This window comes from Corynebacterium sp. ACRQP (assembly GCF_022345915.1).
GTDB classification, from domain to species: Bacteria; Actinomycetota; Actinomycetes; order Mycobacteriales; family Mycobacteriaceae; genus Corynebacterium; species Corynebacterium lehmanniae.
In genome coordinates this window covers 1-15,971 of sequence record NZ_JAKRMZ010000004.1, presented here as the reverse complement: position 1 = coordinate 15,971, position 15,971 = coordinate 1, and the positions used below count along the sequence as shown (strand labels likewise).

At 64.1% G+C, this 15,971-nt stretch carries 9 protein-coding genes; all 9 read right to left on the bottom strand.

The features are described 5' to 3' along the window. Positions 1–71 precede the first annotated feature (71 nt). Positions 72–2,504: a hypothetical protein gene (locus MHY23_RS02620; protein WP_239306305.1), complete on the bottom strand. Its 2,433-nt coding sequence runs from the start codon at positions 2,502–2,504 to the stop codon at positions 72–74. A gap of 6 nt (positions 2,505–2,510) precedes the next feature. After that, positions 2,511–6,557, bottom strand: coding sequence for a YPDG domain-containing protein (locus tag MHY23_RS02615; RefSeq protein WP_239306304.1), 4,047 nt, complete (start codon positions 6,555–6,557; stop codon positions 2,511–2,513). A 479-nt stretch (positions 6,558–7,036) separates the two neighbouring features. Further along, positions 7,037–8,242 (bottom strand): acetate kinase, encoded by a 1,206-nt coding sequence (locus MHY23_RS02610; protein ID WP_239306303.1) that lies wholly within the window; start codon positions 8,240–8,242, stop codon positions 7,037–7,039. Continuing rightward, the gene (gene pta, locus MHY23_RS02605) at positions 8,243–9,586 is read right to left on the bottom strand and encodes a phosphate acetyltransferase (RefSeq protein ID WP_239306302.1); all 1,344 of its coding nucleotides are present in this window, start codon (positions 9,584–9,586) and stop codon (positions 8,243–8,245) included. Positions 9,587–9,664: 78 nt separating this feature from the next. Then, the gene (locus tag MHY23_RS02600) at positions 9,665–10,840 is read right to left on the bottom strand and encodes an ATP-grasp domain-containing protein (RefSeq protein ID WP_239306301.1); all 1,176 of its coding nucleotides are present in this window, start codon (positions 10,838–10,840) and stop codon (positions 9,665–9,667) included. Between the two features lie 69 nt (positions 10,841–10,909). Then, positions 10,910–11,713: a nucleotidyl transferase AbiEii/AbiGii toxin family protein gene (locus MHY23_RS02595; protein WP_239306300.1), complete on the bottom strand. Its 804-nt coding sequence runs from the start codon at positions 11,711–11,713 to the stop codon at positions 10,910–10,912. Next, on the bottom strand, positions 11,710–12,768 hold the full coding sequence (locus tag MHY23_RS02590; RefSeq protein WP_239306299.1) for a type IV toxin-antitoxin system AbiEi family antitoxin: 1,059 nt from the start codon (positions 12,766–12,768) through the stop codon (positions 11,710–11,712). Before MHY23_RS02590 ends, MHY23_RS02595 begins: the two co-directional genes overlap by 4 nt. Before the next feature lie 144 nt (positions 12,769–12,912). Continuing rightward, positions 12,913–14,271 carry a hypothetical protein gene (locus MHY23_RS02585; RefSeq protein WP_239306298.1) on the bottom strand — a complete coding sequence of 453 codons (1,359 nt, stop codon included), beginning with the start codon at positions 14,269–14,271 and terminating at the stop codon, positions 12,913–12,915. A 69-nt stretch (positions 14,272–14,340) separates the two neighbouring features. Then, positions 14,341–15,971 (bottom strand): YPDG domain-containing protein (locus MHY23_RS02580; protein WP_239306297.1); only part of this gene is annotated, 1,631 nt, incomplete at its 5' end.

Here is a 15,971-nt window from a genome sequence, read left to right as displayed (position 1 = left end):
TATCGTCCCTGGTCATCGCAAACGGCCGCCGTAATCTGTCAGGATTACGGCGGCCGTTTCGGCGGGGGTGCTTAGATGAAGCCGCCCATCGCGGCTGCGGCGCCGCCGAGGCCGACAACCGCCAGGATCGCGATGATGATGCCCACGATCGCGCCGGTGCTGCCGCCGGACTCCTTGCCGCCCTTGCCGGTCTCGCTGGCCTGGTTGTTCGGGGCCGGATCGTTCCGGCTCGGGTTCTGCGTCGGGTTGGTGCCCGGCTTCGGCTTCGGCGCAGGCTGGGTTGCGCCGTTGAGCTCGGTCACGGCCGGGCGTCGATTGCCAGTCCGCACAGGCTGGTTGTTCTTGGTGGGCACCGGTGCCGGTTTGGCCAGGGTCGGCTTCGCCGGGTCCTTTTTGCCCACGGTGTCGCGCGCGGCCTGGAGGTGCTTGGAGTTGTTCTTCTCCAGCTCCTGGACCAGCTGATCCATCTGCTCGGTGGTGTAGTTGAGCACGGAGAACTCGTTGGTCTCCTCGGCGACCAAGCGGCCGTCGGCGTTGAAGACGCGGAACTTCACCGGCATGGAGGAATCCTTGTAGCCGGCGGTGTTGGCAATCGGCACCTCGACGTTGTACTTGCCGTGCTCCTTGAGTACGCCTTCCACCGGGTAGGTCTTGCGGAACTTGCCGCCCGGGTAGTCCACCTGGAGGGTGAACTCGTGCAGGTCGATGCCCAGGTTGGACAGCTCCAGGTACACCTTGGAGTCGGAGCGGTTGGCGATGATGACGTTCTTCACGCCCTCGCGCTCGCCAAGCACGCGGATGCCGGCCTTGCCGTTGTTTTCCTCCGCTGCCATGAGCACGAGCTCGTCAACCTGCGGGTGGCTGTGGCCGGATTCCGACGGGTCCCCGGACACGCCGGTGGAGCCGGTGGCCTTGGCAATCTCGCCGTTGACGATGTCCAGGTTGTCCCAGTCGGCCGCGATGTCGTAGGCGCCGGTGAAGCACTTCGCGGTGCCGTCGTAGCAGGACTCCGGGATGACGGTGTTGTCGTTGGAGGTGGAGTTCGTGTCCGAGTAGTCGAAGTACCTGAACTGGTACAGGTAGTTCATCACGGACTTGTACTTGGGCACGTAGGCGCTGTTCGGCTTCTTCACGGCGGACGCGCCGGAGTGGGTCAGGCCCAGGTTGTGGCCGAACTCGTGGAGGATGGTGTTACGCATCTGCTCCTGGGACGTCATCAGGTAGTTCTTTGCCACGTAGAAGGCGCCGTCGGAGATCAGGCCGTTGCCGGAGGACAGGTTGCCCGCCTCCTGCTGGTCGCCGATGATGCCCACGCGGAAGACGGACTGGCGTGCCCCGAGCAGGTTCTTGCGGTCCTTGACCAGGCGCACACCGGGCACCTCTGCGCGGCCGTTGCCGTCCTTGAAGTAGATCGGCGCGTACGGGATCGTGTCGCCGCCCTGCGGCGTGATGCCCGGGATGTTGCTGTAGTAGTCGCCGGCGTCGATGTGCAAGTTGTAGCCGCGGCGGTCGAACAGGTCCACCAGGTCGTTGAGGATCTTGCGCGACGGGCGGTAGACGTTCACGTTCGCGTCGGCGCACTCCAGGAACTCGCCGAAGTCCTTCTCCGTTGCCGCGTATTCGCGCTTCTCGGAGCAGCCCTTGGTCTCCCACTCGGACTGCATCCAGTTCAGCTGCAGGAACAGGTCCGGCTTGTTCGGGTCTGCACCCCAGCGGTGCAGTGGGAACTCGTTGCCGTCCGCGTCGGTGTAGCCGTTGATCTCCCAGTCGTCGGGGAGGCCGTCGCCGTCGGAGTCCTTCAGCGCTTCGTTGGCGTCGCCGGCGATGGTCATGCGTGCGCTGAGCCTATTGCCGTGGCGCTGCCACACGCCCGCGTAGTAGCGGTCGCCGTCGTTCCTGCCGGCTTCTGCGGCCTGCTGGCTTTCGCCGGTGTCGGTGGTGTCGGCGCCCTCGAACTTGGTGTGCAGCTTGTAGCGGCTGCCCACGTCGATGGTGTACTCGTTCGGGCCCGCTTCCTCGGAGCTGAACGGGTAGTCGTAGGACATCAGCCCGTCCGTGAGCACCAGCTTCAGGTCCCGCTTGCTGTCGCTTTTCAGTTCCACCCGCACGTCCACGTTTGCGGGGGTGACGGTGAAGGTGCGCACGAGCTCCACGCCGAGGTTCGGGTCGGTGTGGGTGAGGGTGACCACGTCGCCCTCACTGTTGGAGGCGGGCTCCACCTTGGTCTTCTCGCCCGCGAACTCGACCTTCTGGCCGTCCGCGTAGGCGTCCAAGTAGAAAGCGGTGGGCATCAGGCCGTAGGTGAGGCTGTTGTACATCAGCCAGGACACTCGGCCCTTGTTCACGTCCACGTTCTGGAAGCCCTCGGCGGCGCCGGTGGTGACGCCGACCTGGTAGCTCTTGGACAGATCCACGGCCGCATCGGCCTGGACCGGCAGCGTGACGCCGGCGGTGAGGCCTAGCGCGACAACAGCCGCGATTGCTCTTTTACCTGTGTGCATCATGTGTCCCTACACCCACTGCTCTAAAAAGTGTTGAAATTTATCGCAATTATCGTACAGAACCTTGCCAGCTGTACCCAACAAACCGAGCACCGCCAGCGCCCACACCCACGGCGAGGGCTTCGAGGAGCCATTGCTTTGCGACGACCCTCCGGCCGCAACGCCATCCACTTCCACCGTCACATTGAACTGGCCCGTGGAGCCGTCGGCGAAGCGCACGTTCACCGGGATCTGCTTGACCTGGCCGGCGGCGTCGGCCGGGACGCGGAACTCGAGCACGCCGCGGGCACGGTCCAACGAGACCTCCCAGCCCTCCGCGTCGAACTCGCCCAAGCTGAACGGATAGTCCGCGGCCTTCTTGGGCACCGGCAGCGTGACTCGTGTGGTGAAGTCGGGGCGGCCGACAGCGGAGACGTCGTCAAGCAATGTGCTCTCGGCGAGCGTGCTCATGCCGGACTTGGTGCGGACCTCAACCCGCGCCGAGGTGATCGTGCTCGAGGAATCCTCGAACGTGACCTGGACCGGAATGTCGCGCGGGCCCGGGACGGTGCCGTCGTAGCTGACGACGGTGAGCTCGCCCGTCACCGGATCGATCTGCGTGCGCAGCCCCGGGATCGGCTTGACCAGGGAGAACGACGCCCCCGCGGCGCTCGGCCGCAAAATTGCGGTCTGGCCAGCGTTGATGACCACACGCGGGTACTCCACATTCGCCACCGCCGCGGTGCCGCGCACGGTCGTTGCCGGCACCTCGACGACGCGCTGCGAACCGTCCGCGAACGTCACCACAACCGGAATCAGCGCCGCCTGCGGGTCGTCCTCGTCGCCGTTGCGGGCGACCGTGATCTCGCCCGTCTTCGGGTCCACGGACACCTGCCAGCCCTGCGCGTCGAAGGACGCGGCCAGCGCGTAGGTCGTGCCCGCCGGGGCCTGGCTCGGTGCCACCGTGACCGGGGTGCCAGTCTCGGTGACCTTGACCGGGCTCCAGGACACGACCTGGTTGGCGGCCTCCGACTTGGTGGACACCGGCACCGTGATCTCCTGCACGGAGCCGTCCGGAAGCGTCAGCTTCAATGGGATGTCAAAGTTCGCGCCAACCGGAGCATCCTCCGACACCTTCACGGTGATCGCGCCCGTTTCCGGATCAACCTCCACCGGCAGCGCCGTCAGGCCGGTCTGCTCGAAGGTCGCGCCCGGGGGCATCGAGCCCGTGGGGAACATGCGGATGTTGCCGTCCGCGTCGAAGAACGGCTTGCCGTAGCCCGCGGCCTCGGTGGAGTCCGCCAGCGACTGCCCCTTAAGCGCCGCGATGCGGGCGAAAACGGTGGGCTCGTTGTCCTTGTCCGAGACCGTGCCGTCGGAGTACAGCACCGTCACCGGGACAGTAATCTGCTCCGGGTTCTCGTCCGGGGCGGTGGCGTACACCGCGCCGGTATCCGGGTCGATGCTGACGTCCCAGCCCTTGTAGGCCTTGTCCGCGCCGAGCTGCTTGCCGTTCTCGTCGTACACCGGGGCCAGCGCGTACTGGCCGATGTTCTCGTTGTCCTCGTTGACGGGGAACGTGCCGTCGAGAAGCGGCACCACGACGGTCTTACCCGGCTGCGCGCCGAGACCTTCCTGGTAGGCGGGCTTGTACGTCTCGTTCTGCGCGCCGGCGTCGACGTGGAAAACTGCATCTGCCTTGCCCTTGGTGCCGTCCGGGTAGGTGAAGTTGACGGGGATCTCGATGGTGTCGCCCGCCGGGGTGCGCAGCGGCGCCTTCACCGTGACGACGCCAGTGTCCGGGTCAACGGTTCCCTCGGCGCTCTTGGTGGAGAACTTCGTGCCGGCCGGAAGCGGCTGACCCTTGTACTCGATGCCGTCGCGGTCAATGGTGGCGATCGGCTGGCGGCTGGAGTTCGTCTTTCCCGCCTGGACGTAGGAGTCCTTGTACTTCACGCCGCTGATGCGGTCGGCGTCGCTCACCGGAGCGGTGACGTTGACCGTGATGATGTCGCGCTCCCCCGCTCCGGAAACCACGTCGACCGTGTACTCGCCCGGCTTGACGTCGCGGCCCGGCTCGGCCAACACCTGACCATCCGACGCCACGGACAGCCACTCCGGCGCATCGCCGTCGACGCGCACGTTGACGGTTTCGGACGGCTTGCGGGAAGGCACGGTCACCTTGGTGGTGCCCGCCTGCACGGTCAGCTTGTCCCAGGCGAAGTCGTCGACCGACGGGGCCGGCTGCGCACTGGTCGTCGGTTGCGGTGCGGACGTGGTGGGTCGCGCCGATGTCGGTTTGGTGGTTGTCGGCTGCGGCTGAGTCGTCAGCTGCCCAGAGGTCGGCGTCGCTGCGGTCGGCTCAGAGGTAGCCGGGGCAGACGGCTCCGGCGCGGACGTGGTCTGGCCCGAGGTCGGCTGCGCTGTAGTCGTTCGGCCCGAAGTCGGCTGAGCGGACGTTGGCTGCGCAGTAGTTGACGTCGGCTCCGGCTGCGTGGGCACCCAACCAGACGTCGGGGTCGTCGAGGTCGGCTCGGAAGAACCCGGCGTGGACGGTTTTGTCGTCGGCTCCGGCGCGGACGTGGTCTGACCAGACGTCGGCTGGCCTGAGGTCGGCCTAGCGGTGCTCACCTTTTCGGTCGTCGACGTCGGCGCCGGCTGAGTCGTCAGCTGCCCAGAGGTCGGGGGCGCCGAAGTCGGCCGGCCCGAAGTCGGGGTCGTCGGCTTCGCAGTGGGGGTCGGCTCCTCCGAAGTCGGGGTCGCAGACGTCGGCTCCGAGGTACTCGGCTCAGAAGAACCCGGCGTGGACGGCTTCGTCGTCGGCTCCGGCGTGGCCTGACCAGACGTCGGCTGGCCTGAGGTCGGCCTAGCGGTGCTCACCTTTTCTGTCGTCGACGTCGGCGCCGGCTGAGTCGTCAGCTGCCCAGAGGTCGGGGTCGCCGAAGTCGGCTGGCCCGAAGTCGGGGTCGATGGCTGCCCAGAAGTTGGAGTCGCCGAAGTCGGCTCCTCCGAAGTCGGGGTCGCAGACGTCGGCTCCGTTGAGCGCGATGGCGCCACATGGATGTTGACCGTGTCCTCAAGCACGCGACTGTCAGCCGTGATGACATTGACTACGGCCTCGTAGTCACCGGGCGCCGTAGGTGTACCTGTGATTTCTTTTTTCTTGGAGTCGTACTCGACGCCTTCGGGAAGACCAGAAACAATCACCGTGTCGCCGTCTCCGGACGAAACCGGAATCTTGACCGGCTTCCCAGCCTCCACTGCCCCCTCAGGAGCTGTGGCCAGCTCGGCTGCCTCGGCAGCAGGCAGGTTCGCAAGATCGTAGACGGTGACCGTGAATACCTTCTCCACGGGATTACCGTCGGAGCCCACAAGTGGTTGACCACTCGACTTGTCCGCGACGATTGCGCGAACCTCGTATCGCCCTGCCGTCGTAGGCGATCCCTTGAGATAGACGTGATGGTAACGGCCAACTGCACGGGAGGTATCAAGCCAGAGCCCAGGTGGCAGGGTGTCCAGTTGCGCGGTCAACGTTCCATTAAATGGAACCTTGATCGCCCGAATGTGAACCGGGGGGATGTCTTTACCGACCAGAAACGCTTTGTCCTGGACCGGATCAAATTGTGGATCCGTAGCCAAACTCAGTTCCACGGTGGAAACCAAGGAGGTGCCGTCCGCAAACGTGGTTCGGATGAAGAAGATGGTGGATTCCGGAGCATCGTCGCCGGCACCCGCCAGGGCGGAAACAGTGACGACGCCCGTGGTCTCGTCCACCTCAGCCGACCACCCAGAGCTTAGGTCGGAGGCGATCTGAAAGCTACTAATCCTGTCCTGGCGCTGGAGGCGCCGAGCCGTCAGGTTGAGCTTCGGTTCTACAACTACCGACTCACCGATTCGCAGTGTCTGCTTCGGGTAGCCCACCGAGGCAAAAGTGTTGTCTGCCGCCGCCGCCTGCGAAGCGGTCTGCGGGGCTGCAACCGGCTGGACACCAGTCACCACAAGCGACAGGCCGAGCGCGCACGCGGCTACCGACGTCCCGCGCCGACGCACAATCGCGCGGTCATGCTTTCCAGTCATTGCAAGACCCCTTTTCTGAATCTTTTTATCTACCGCCGACTCAATCAACAGCCAACAATACGGTTTTCTGCTTCTGTAAATCTATAGCGCGCAATCCCATGAAAACAACACAATTATGCTTTCGGGAGTTGCAAGACGCCCCGCCCGAGGTCAACGCAGACCTCTACCCTGCTACGCCCGAGTTCAAGAGAACTTTGTGCAATCCATCACAGGGCTGGCAATCGTCATATTTTTTACGAAGGCGCGGTCGACGCGAAAACAGACCAGCCCACCAGTCGCAGATCGTCTAGTAGCCGCCTCGTCCTGCTATACGATCCGGCACCCCGCCACGCATTTCCCCAGGTGTTGATGGCATTGAATTTCAGTATGGGGCTGATCGTCTAGCAGCACCGCACGACCTGCTAGACGATCAGATAAAAGCGCAGCAGAAAGCCCCGGCACCAGAACTCGCGAACCGGTGCCGGGGCTGAAAAGCCGCACTACCCCACGCGGGCGGCGACGGCGGCGGCCTTCTGCGCGATGGCCAGCTCCTCGTTGGTGGGCACGACCAGGACCTTCACTGTGGAGTCGTCGGTGGAGATGATGCGCGGGCCGTCGTTGGGCAGCGCGTTTTTCTCCAGGTCGACTTCGATGCCGTACATCTTCAGGTTGTCCAAGGCGTCCATGCGCACGTGCTGGTCGTTCTCGCCAACGCCGGCGGTGAACGTGATGGCGTCCACGCGGCCCAGGGCGATCATGTAGGAACCGATGAAGCGGCGCAGCTGGTTCAGGTAGACCATGTATGCCAGCCAGGCGTTTTCGTTTTCTTCCTCGATCATTGCGCGCAGCTCGCGGAAGTCGTTGACGCCAGACAGGCCCTTTACACCGGACTGGCGGTTGAGCAGGTTGTCAATCTCGTCGATGGACATGCCGCCCTGGCGCACCAAGTGGAAGATGATGCCGGGGTCGATGTCGCCCGAGCGGGTGCCCATGGCCAGGCCGGCGAGCGGGGTCAGGCCCATCGAGGTGTCAATCGGATGCCCGTTGGCAACCGCGGACGCGGAGGCGCCGTTGCCCAGGTGCAGCACGATCTGGCGGGTGTGGTTCGGGTCGCGGCCGATCAGCTCCGGCACTTGGGAGGAGACGAACTCGTGGGAGGTGCCGTGGAAGCCGTAGCGGCGGATCAGGTTCTGCTCCGCCACCTCGGCGTTGATCGCGTACAGGGCGGCGGCCGGGGGCAAGTCGCGGAAGAAGCCGGTGTCGAACACCGCCACGTGCGGGATGTCCGGCAGCAGGGCGCGGGCGACCTCGATGCCGTCGATGTTGGCCGGGTTGTGCAGCGGCGCCAGCGGGATCAGGTCGCGGATCATGTCCACCACCGGGTCCAGGATCAGCTCCGGCTCGGAGAAGACCATGCCGCCGTGCACGACGCGGTGGCCTGCGGCGACGATGTCGAGTTGCGTCGGGCCGATGCCTTTGGCGTCGAGAAGCTTGAAGGTTTCCTGCAGTCCGTCAGCATGGGTGGGCACGGCCTTTTGCACGACGAACTTCTGGCCGTCGTACTTGATGGTGATGCGGCCCTGCGGCTCGCCGATCTGCTCGACCAGGCCGGAGACGAACGGGTCGTCGGAGGCGTTGGAGGTCGGGTCGACGATCTGGAACTTGATCGAAGAGGAACCGGAGTTAATAACGAGTACGTAGGACATTTACTTCGCCCCCGCCTGGATCGCAGTGATGGCCACGGTGTTGACGATGTCCGGCACGGTCGCGCCGCGGGACAGGTCGTTGACCGGCTTGTTCAGGCCCTGCAGCACCGGGCCGACAGCGAGCGCGCCGCCGGTGCGCTGGGCGATCTTGTAGCCCGCGTTGCCCGCCTCCAGGTCGGGGAAGATGAACACGTTGGCCTGGCCGGCGACCGGGGAATCCGGGGCCTTCTTCGCGCCAACGCCCGGGTCGCAGGCGGCGTCGAACTGCAGCGGGCCGTCAATGGCGACATCCGGAGCGAGCTCCTTGGCCTTCGCTGTCGCCTCCACCGCGCGGTCCACGTCCGGGCCGGAGCCGGAGGTGCCGGTGGAGTAGGACAGGATGGCCACCTTCGGGTCGATGCCGAACTGCGCGGCCGTCTTGGCGGACACGGCGGCGATCTCGCCGATCTGCTCGGCGGTCGGGTTCGGGTTCACCGCGCAGTCGCCGAACGCCCAGAGGCGGTCCTGCATGACCATGAGGAAGACCGAGGACACCACGGACGCGCCCGGGGCGGTCTTGATGATCTGGAACGACGGCTTAATCGTGTGCGCGGTGGTGTGCGCGGCGCCGGAAACCATGCCGTCGGCAAGCCCCTTGTGCACCATCATGGTGCCGAAGTAGGAGACGTCCTTCATGGTCTCGCGCGCCTCTTCGATGGTCACGCCCTTCTTCTTGCGCAGCTCCGCGAAGTCGGCGGCGAACTCCTCGGCCAGATCAGATTCGAGGTGGTTGACCAGGTGCGCGCCGGACAGGTCCAGGCCCAAGTCGGCGGCGCGGCGGTTCATGTCGTCCACGTCGCCGAGGATGGTCAGCTCGGCCACGCCCTGCTTGAGCAGCTGGTCGGCGGCCTGCAGGATGCGGTCGTCCTCGCCCTCCGGCAGCACCACGTGCTTGCGGTTAGCCTTGGCCTGCTCGACCAGCTGGCGCTCGAACACCACGGGGCTCATCACCTGGCGGGCGCCGACGACCTCGACGTTGTCAAAATCGCCATTGCTTGTCGACGCCACGGTCGCCCCCAACTCCCCAATGCGCGCCTGCGCGAGCTTAGCCGCCGTTTCGTCGCCTGCGGCGAGCAGCACCGGGGCGCCGAGGGCTGCGGCGAGCTGAGCATCGAAGTTGTAGTCGCCGGTGCCCGCGTACAGGGCCGGCTCTTCGGTGATCTGCTCGGAGTTGAAGATTTCTGCCACGCTGTCACCCGAAAGTCGCACCAGGGGCAGCTCCAAACGGCTGGCAAGCTGCTGCAGATCCAGTCCGTCGAAAGTGCGGTTTGCGAGGGTTACCAGCAATGATTGGCGTTGAGACATGGCTTCACCTTTCGTCGTGGGCAAACATGCAACAGTTTACCGGTGCGACCCCCGCCAAGACGAACTGAATGGTGTGATCTAATTCTCGCCGGGTTTGCCATCGACGTTGTAGATCTCCCGGACGGCCTCATCGGTGCGCTGGCGGGCCTCCGCCGCGGAATCGGCCGTGGCGAGGACCAGGGTGCCGTCGCCAAGCATTCGCACCGTCACCTCTTCGACCGCCATGGCCGCGGCGAGCGCGGCCTGCGACGGGTGGCCCTCCAAGAAGCGCACCGCGCCCGGGCTGATCAGCGTCGAATCAATGGGCAGCCGCTGCGTGGCGTGTGCCTGCAGGTCGAACTGGTTGATGCGCTGGGTAACAAATGTGACCAGGCCGTCGCGGCTCGGGCGCGGTGTGACCTGGGAGAAGTACACGTCGTCGCCCGAGACGAACATCTCCACCGAGAAGATGCCGCAGCTGGCCAGCGCGCCGGTGATGCGCGCCGCGATCGAGCGGGCGTTATCCATCGCCGCCTCAGGCAGCGGCGCGGGCTGCCAACTTTCGACGAGCCGGCCTTCCCTGTGGCGGGTGCCAATCGGCTCGCAGAACCACGTGGCCAACTCGCCCGTGCTCGGGTCAATCGAGCGGGCCGCAAGAATGGTGACCTCGAAATCGAAGTCGATGAAGCGCTCCACCACCGCGCCCTGCCCCAGGCCCCGATCGGCGGCGCGCCACGCGTCCGCGAGGTCCGCGTCGCTGTGCACGAAGCTGAACCCCTCGCCGTCCTTGCTGGTCGGCGCCTTGACCACGCACGGGTAGCCGATGCGCTCCACCGCGTCGTGCATCTCCTGCGGAGTCGCGGCGAACTCGTAATCCAGGACGGGGAGGCCCAGCTCCTCGTTGGCCTGCTTGCGCACCGCCATGCGGTCCGCGGTGTGGCGGCACGCCTCCACCGACGGCGCCACCACAGCACCGACGCGCTCCGAGACCTCCTGAACCGTCTCGATCGTGTCCTCAGCGTCGCCGGAGGTGACGATGATGCCCGGGTAAAACGCCTCCGCAATACTCGCGGCGCCGATGCGGGTGTCAAAGCCCATGCGCTTGTAGGCCTGCTCTAGGTCCAGCGCCATCGCGGACTCGCCCAAGATCAGCGCGCGGCGCGGCATCTCCGCCGGTTCCTCGCTGGCAGCGGGTGCAGCGGGGACGGTGGGGATAGCGCCCGTGTCGTCGGCGGAGTGGTCGGTGGGGTGCTCTGCAGAGTGCGGAACAGTCATGGGAACGAATTATCCCACAGTTATGGATGCAGGCTGGTACGCAAACGCGTGAGCTGGGTAAATACCCCTCTAGTCCTGAGCCGGCGTCAACGCTCCCACAAGGTCAGACACCTGCTGTCGACGCCGGCGGAACGGGAGGGGGCGCTCGCCCTGCACCGTCAAGTTTTCTGCGAATCTATCCAGCTCGCTATTCGTCTCTTCCTCAAACCGATCTGCCAAAAACGCCGCAGCGGATGGACCGAGCAGCTGCCGGACCTTGCGCCCCAGTACAGCTGCCGCCATTCGGTCCGTTTCGCCGATTAGATCTTCATCTTCTACCTCGTCGAAATTGTCCCAGAGAAATTCATCCTCAGCTTCATACCAAGCAAGCACTAAAGCTAGGTCAGTCACATCTTTGAAGACCCCACCTGAATGCCTGTCCAACCAGGCGTGAAGCTTCAACGCAGCAAACCCTGGCACGGTCGGAATACCAATCTTCATACCGTTGGAAAGAGAAAAGAACTCCCGAGCGTCAAAAGCTTCTTGGAAACCGGAAACGTTCATCTCCATACCGTCCCCCGCAGCAACCGTCCCTGGCGGCCGTTCCACCGCCCCAAAAGGAACAACGTCAACTGGAAGAGAACCAATGGTGAGCTTCTGCCAGGCATTCGACTTAAACGGAAAGAGTTCCCGCAATGTTTCAAACGGCTTCCATCCATCTTCGGCGAGAGCGAGATCCACATCCTCGGTAGTTCTCGCCGGCAAAGTGTCGCGGTACCTCAGCTGGTGTATGTCACGACATTTAGCACCAATGAGCATCACGGCTTCTAAATCGACATGTTCGTTCAGTTCTTCAAACAAGACGCACAACTCGGCGTCTTCAAACTTCGTCACCAGTTCCCCCGATCGTTCATGCACTGCCGAATCTCCTGAGCAATTTCAGCCAAACGCGGATCCCCCGCTGTCCACAGATCCGCATACAGCAGCGCAAGCGGGACCTGAGGCCGCCCACCTAAACTAGCGGATTCTTGCGCCACTACTAACGCTTGCTGCTGGACTACATCAAGATCCCAGAATGCCTGTCGTAGCGTAATAGTGCCTTCCGGGGAAGAACGGATCCTGCATGCACGTATGATTCGTGCAGCGTCATCCGGGTCTTCGAGGTACAGCTGCACTGATTCTCCGCCGCGAACCAGTTCCGGCACCGCCGCCTCGCCGCTTACCCAGACACCACCAAACTCTTCCTTCAAACGATGAATATCGCCGAACCCGCGGTAGATCTCGATATTCTTTCCTAACCCGGCCGGGAATGCGTCAGCCCACGACTCTGCAAAAGCGTCGAACCGATGACCGGCGAGGGCAAGCTCGGAACCGCGTGCGACCAAGTACCCAGTTTCCGCAAAGAGATTCAAAGCGTTGACAGTGGTTCCGAAAGAGACTCCGGATGCCTTTGCAATATCCCGCACCGACATCGACAACACTTCCGGATAGGACAATATGAGCGCGGCCACCTGCGCACGCTTGGGTGCAAACAGATTTACCGCACGTGTGGACCGGTTTGCTGTCTTCTTTCGGTCCGGCATTTCAGTGCGCCCACGAACATCGATCACCACCTGCCCTTCCCGAAAAAAACAATTCCCTCGGACATCGGCGAAAGCAGTTCCCGAACGCCTTAGGCGTTCTGCAACGGACGGCTGGATCTTCTCCGCAAGCACCATAAACCCGTCTCGCTCCAGGCGAGGCTGCTGCCGTGGACTAAATCCGCCCGTCATCACAAATACGGGCAATTCAAAGGTCGACGAACCACCTTCCGTATCAACCGCGACGAGCGCATGTCCACACTGGCCACCTTCACAGGGGAAGGTTCTCAGCTTGGAAATACTCAACGGCAGTCTCTGACGCTCTAAAGCTTCGTTAATACGATGCCTCATATCCATATTGAGCAGCATACTTCACAAATAATGATCGATCATTAAAAGTGATCACACGGATCGGGGCGAGGAACTGCGGCGCACCCCAACGGCGAAGCGCCCCCGCCTCCCAGTGCGGGAAGCGGGGGCGCTCGGCTCGGCTAGGGACCGGGCCCTACTCGGTTACTTCTTCTCGGAAGAACCGGCGTAGGTCTTGCCGGTGGAGCCCTTCAGCTCGAGGTCCTGCACGGAGCTGCCAATGCCGCCGGGGGTGCAGTTGTCGTAGATGACCGTGCCGGTGAGGATGCCGGCGGCGATCAGTGCGAGGCCTGCGCCCACGGTTGCCACGTCCAGGCCGAACTGGCGCAGCTGCTTATTAATCACCTCGACCTGCAGCGCAATCTCCGGATTGAACACGCCCAGCTCCTGCTGGATCCGGGCGTTAGCCAGGCGGATCTGCTCGGAGTACTGCTCCGCCACAGGGCTCAGGCCCGGGATGGCGGTCTGGGTGGCCAGGCCGATCGGGATCAGCGCCAGCAGCGGCAGACCGAAGCCGACGGAGGTGGCGATGCAGCGCTTGCGCTCGTCGTCGGTCAGGCCCGGCTTGGCCGACTTCTCCGGCTCCGGCGCCGGCTTCTCCGGTGCACCCTGGCCCTCGGACGGGGTCGAGTCCGAGTCGAGCGGGTTGGACTCGCCCTCGATCTCGTCGCGGTTGGACACGCCGTCGCCGTCGAAGTCGCCGTTCGGGTCCAGGACGGAGCGGCCGTCCTGGCCCACCAGCTCAAACTTCGCCTCACCGGTCAGCGGGTCCTTCACGCCGTCGAGCGTGATGGTGCCGGTCGCGGACGGGTTGGCGATGCCGTCGAACTGCTTCACAAAGTCGTCCCAGGTGGTCTTGCCGGTCGGGAACTTCTCGGTGAAGGAGTCCTGGAGCTGCTCGTTCGTCGGAGCCTGGCCGGTGATCACGCCGGAGGTGCCGTCGATAGTAAAGCTCCAGTTGTCCGCGCCCTCGGAGCCTGCGACCTCGGCGCCGGTGACCTCAGTGGTGAGGTCCTGGCCCGCGAACGGATCCTTGGACGTGCCCTGCTCGCCCGGCTTCACGGCGGTCACGTCGCCGTAGTTCGGGGCGACGATGTTGACGCGCAGGTCGTAGCCGTCCTTGTCGGTGACGCGCTTGCCGTCCTTGTCGCGCACGGCCACGAAGGCCTCGCACGGGTCGGTGCCGGCCGGCACAGTCACCTTGATCTCGCCGGTCTCCGGGTCGATCTCAACGACGCCGCCCTCGATCTCCTTGCCGGAGCGGTCCACGAGCTTGCCGGTGTAGCCGCCGTCCTTGTCCGGGTTGTCCACGCGGCCGACAACGTGGGCGTTGCCGTCAGCGGGCACATCCGGGGTGGTCACGGACGCGGCGTGGGAGCCGTTGTCGTCCGCGTTCTTGGAGTGGCCGTCCACCGGCACCTCGGCCTCGACTGCACCGTTGGGCAGGTTCGGGTCGGTGACGGTGACGGTGATCGGGCCGTCGACATCGGTACCAGGCGTCACATAAAGCAGTAGCCCCTGCCCTCCCATAAAGGGAGAACAGGGGCTACTTAGCCGGGCTACGCGAAACTACTACTTCTTGTCAGCAGCCTTCTCGCCAGCCTTGTCCTCCTTCTTCGAAGAACCAGCGTAGGTCTTACCGGAAGAACCCTTCAGCTCCAGATCCTTCACAGAGCTGCCGCCACCATTCGGGGAGCAGTTGTCGTAGATCATGGTGCCAGCCAGGATGCCCGCGGCGATCAGCGCGATGCCAGCGGCGACGGTGCCAAGGTCCGCACCGAACTGCGCCAGCTGCTTGTTCGCAGCATCAACCTGCGCGGCGATCTCCGGGTTGAACAGACCCAGCTGCTGCTGGATGCGGGTGTTCGCAGCCTGCAGCTGAGCGTTCGCATCAGCCACAACGTTGGACAGCCCCGGAATCTCCATCTGGGTAGCCAGACCCAGCGGGATCAGCGCGAGCAGGGGCAGACCGAAGCCGAGGGAGGTAGCGACACACTTGCCGGTGTCGATACCAACCTGAGCGTTGGTCTCGTTACCGGCGCCGTCGGAGACGATGACCTTGTCGCCTGGCTTCAGCTCAACATCGGCCGGGACATCAATGTTCCACTTGCCGTCCTCATCGGTCGTGGTCTCAACCTTCTGACCACCCGGCAGCTCAACAACGATGTCCTCGTTCGGACGATCACCCGTACCAGAGACGGTCTTATCACCCGGCTTGATCGGGTTCACCGTCGGCGGAGTGGTGTCCTTGACACCGTCACCCTCAGAGGGCTTGGAGTTCTCGTCGGCGGGGTTGGTGCCCTTCTCGATCTCCTCCTTGTTGGTGTAGCCGTCGTCATCGAAGTCACCGTCCGGATCCAGCAGGGACTTGCCGTCCTTGCCCAGCAGGTCGAAGTTTGCGTCGACGCCTTCGTCCTTCGAGTCATCCTCGTAGGTGAAGTCCACCGTCACGGTCGGGCGAGCGTACGGGGTGAAGGTCTCAACGAACTTCTCCCAGCTCTTGTCAATGGTGGGCAGCTGTTCGCCGACAGCCTCACCAACCTCAGCCGTCGTCGGTGCGGTGGCCACGATGACACCGTTCTCCTGCATCTCGAACTCCCAATCCTGGGAGCCGTCCGATGCCTTGGAATCGATGTTCTTCAGCGGCGCATCAGCCTCACCGAACGGGTTGTTGGTTGCCTTGTTGCCGTCGATCGTTACCTGGGTGAGCTCCTCGTAATTCGGGTCGAAAGTCTCGGCCTGGGTGGCATCCGGCTTCTCGACGGTGACAGTGACATCCACAGTGTCCTTCGTACCGTCCGGGTAGGTCACATCCACCGGAACAGTGATCTTGTCACCCGGCTTCGCACCCTCCGGCACCGGAACAGTGATCTCACCAGTGGTCTTGTCAACCTTCACACCCTCCGGAGCACCCTCACCCGGGGTGAACTTCGTGCCCTCAGGCGCCTTGGTCTCCTTGCCGTCCTTGTCCTTGAACGTCGGAGCCGGAACCGTCACATCCTCGCCCGGCTTACCGTTGCCGTCCCCATACTCAGGCTCGAACTCATCGTTCTGCGCCGCCGGAGCCGGAGCATCCGGCTCATCGACGGTGACAGTGACATCCACAGTGTCCTTCGTACCGTCCGGGTAGGTCACATCCACCGGAACAGTGATCTTGTCACCCGGCTTCGCACCCTCCGGCACCGGAACAGTGATCTCACCAG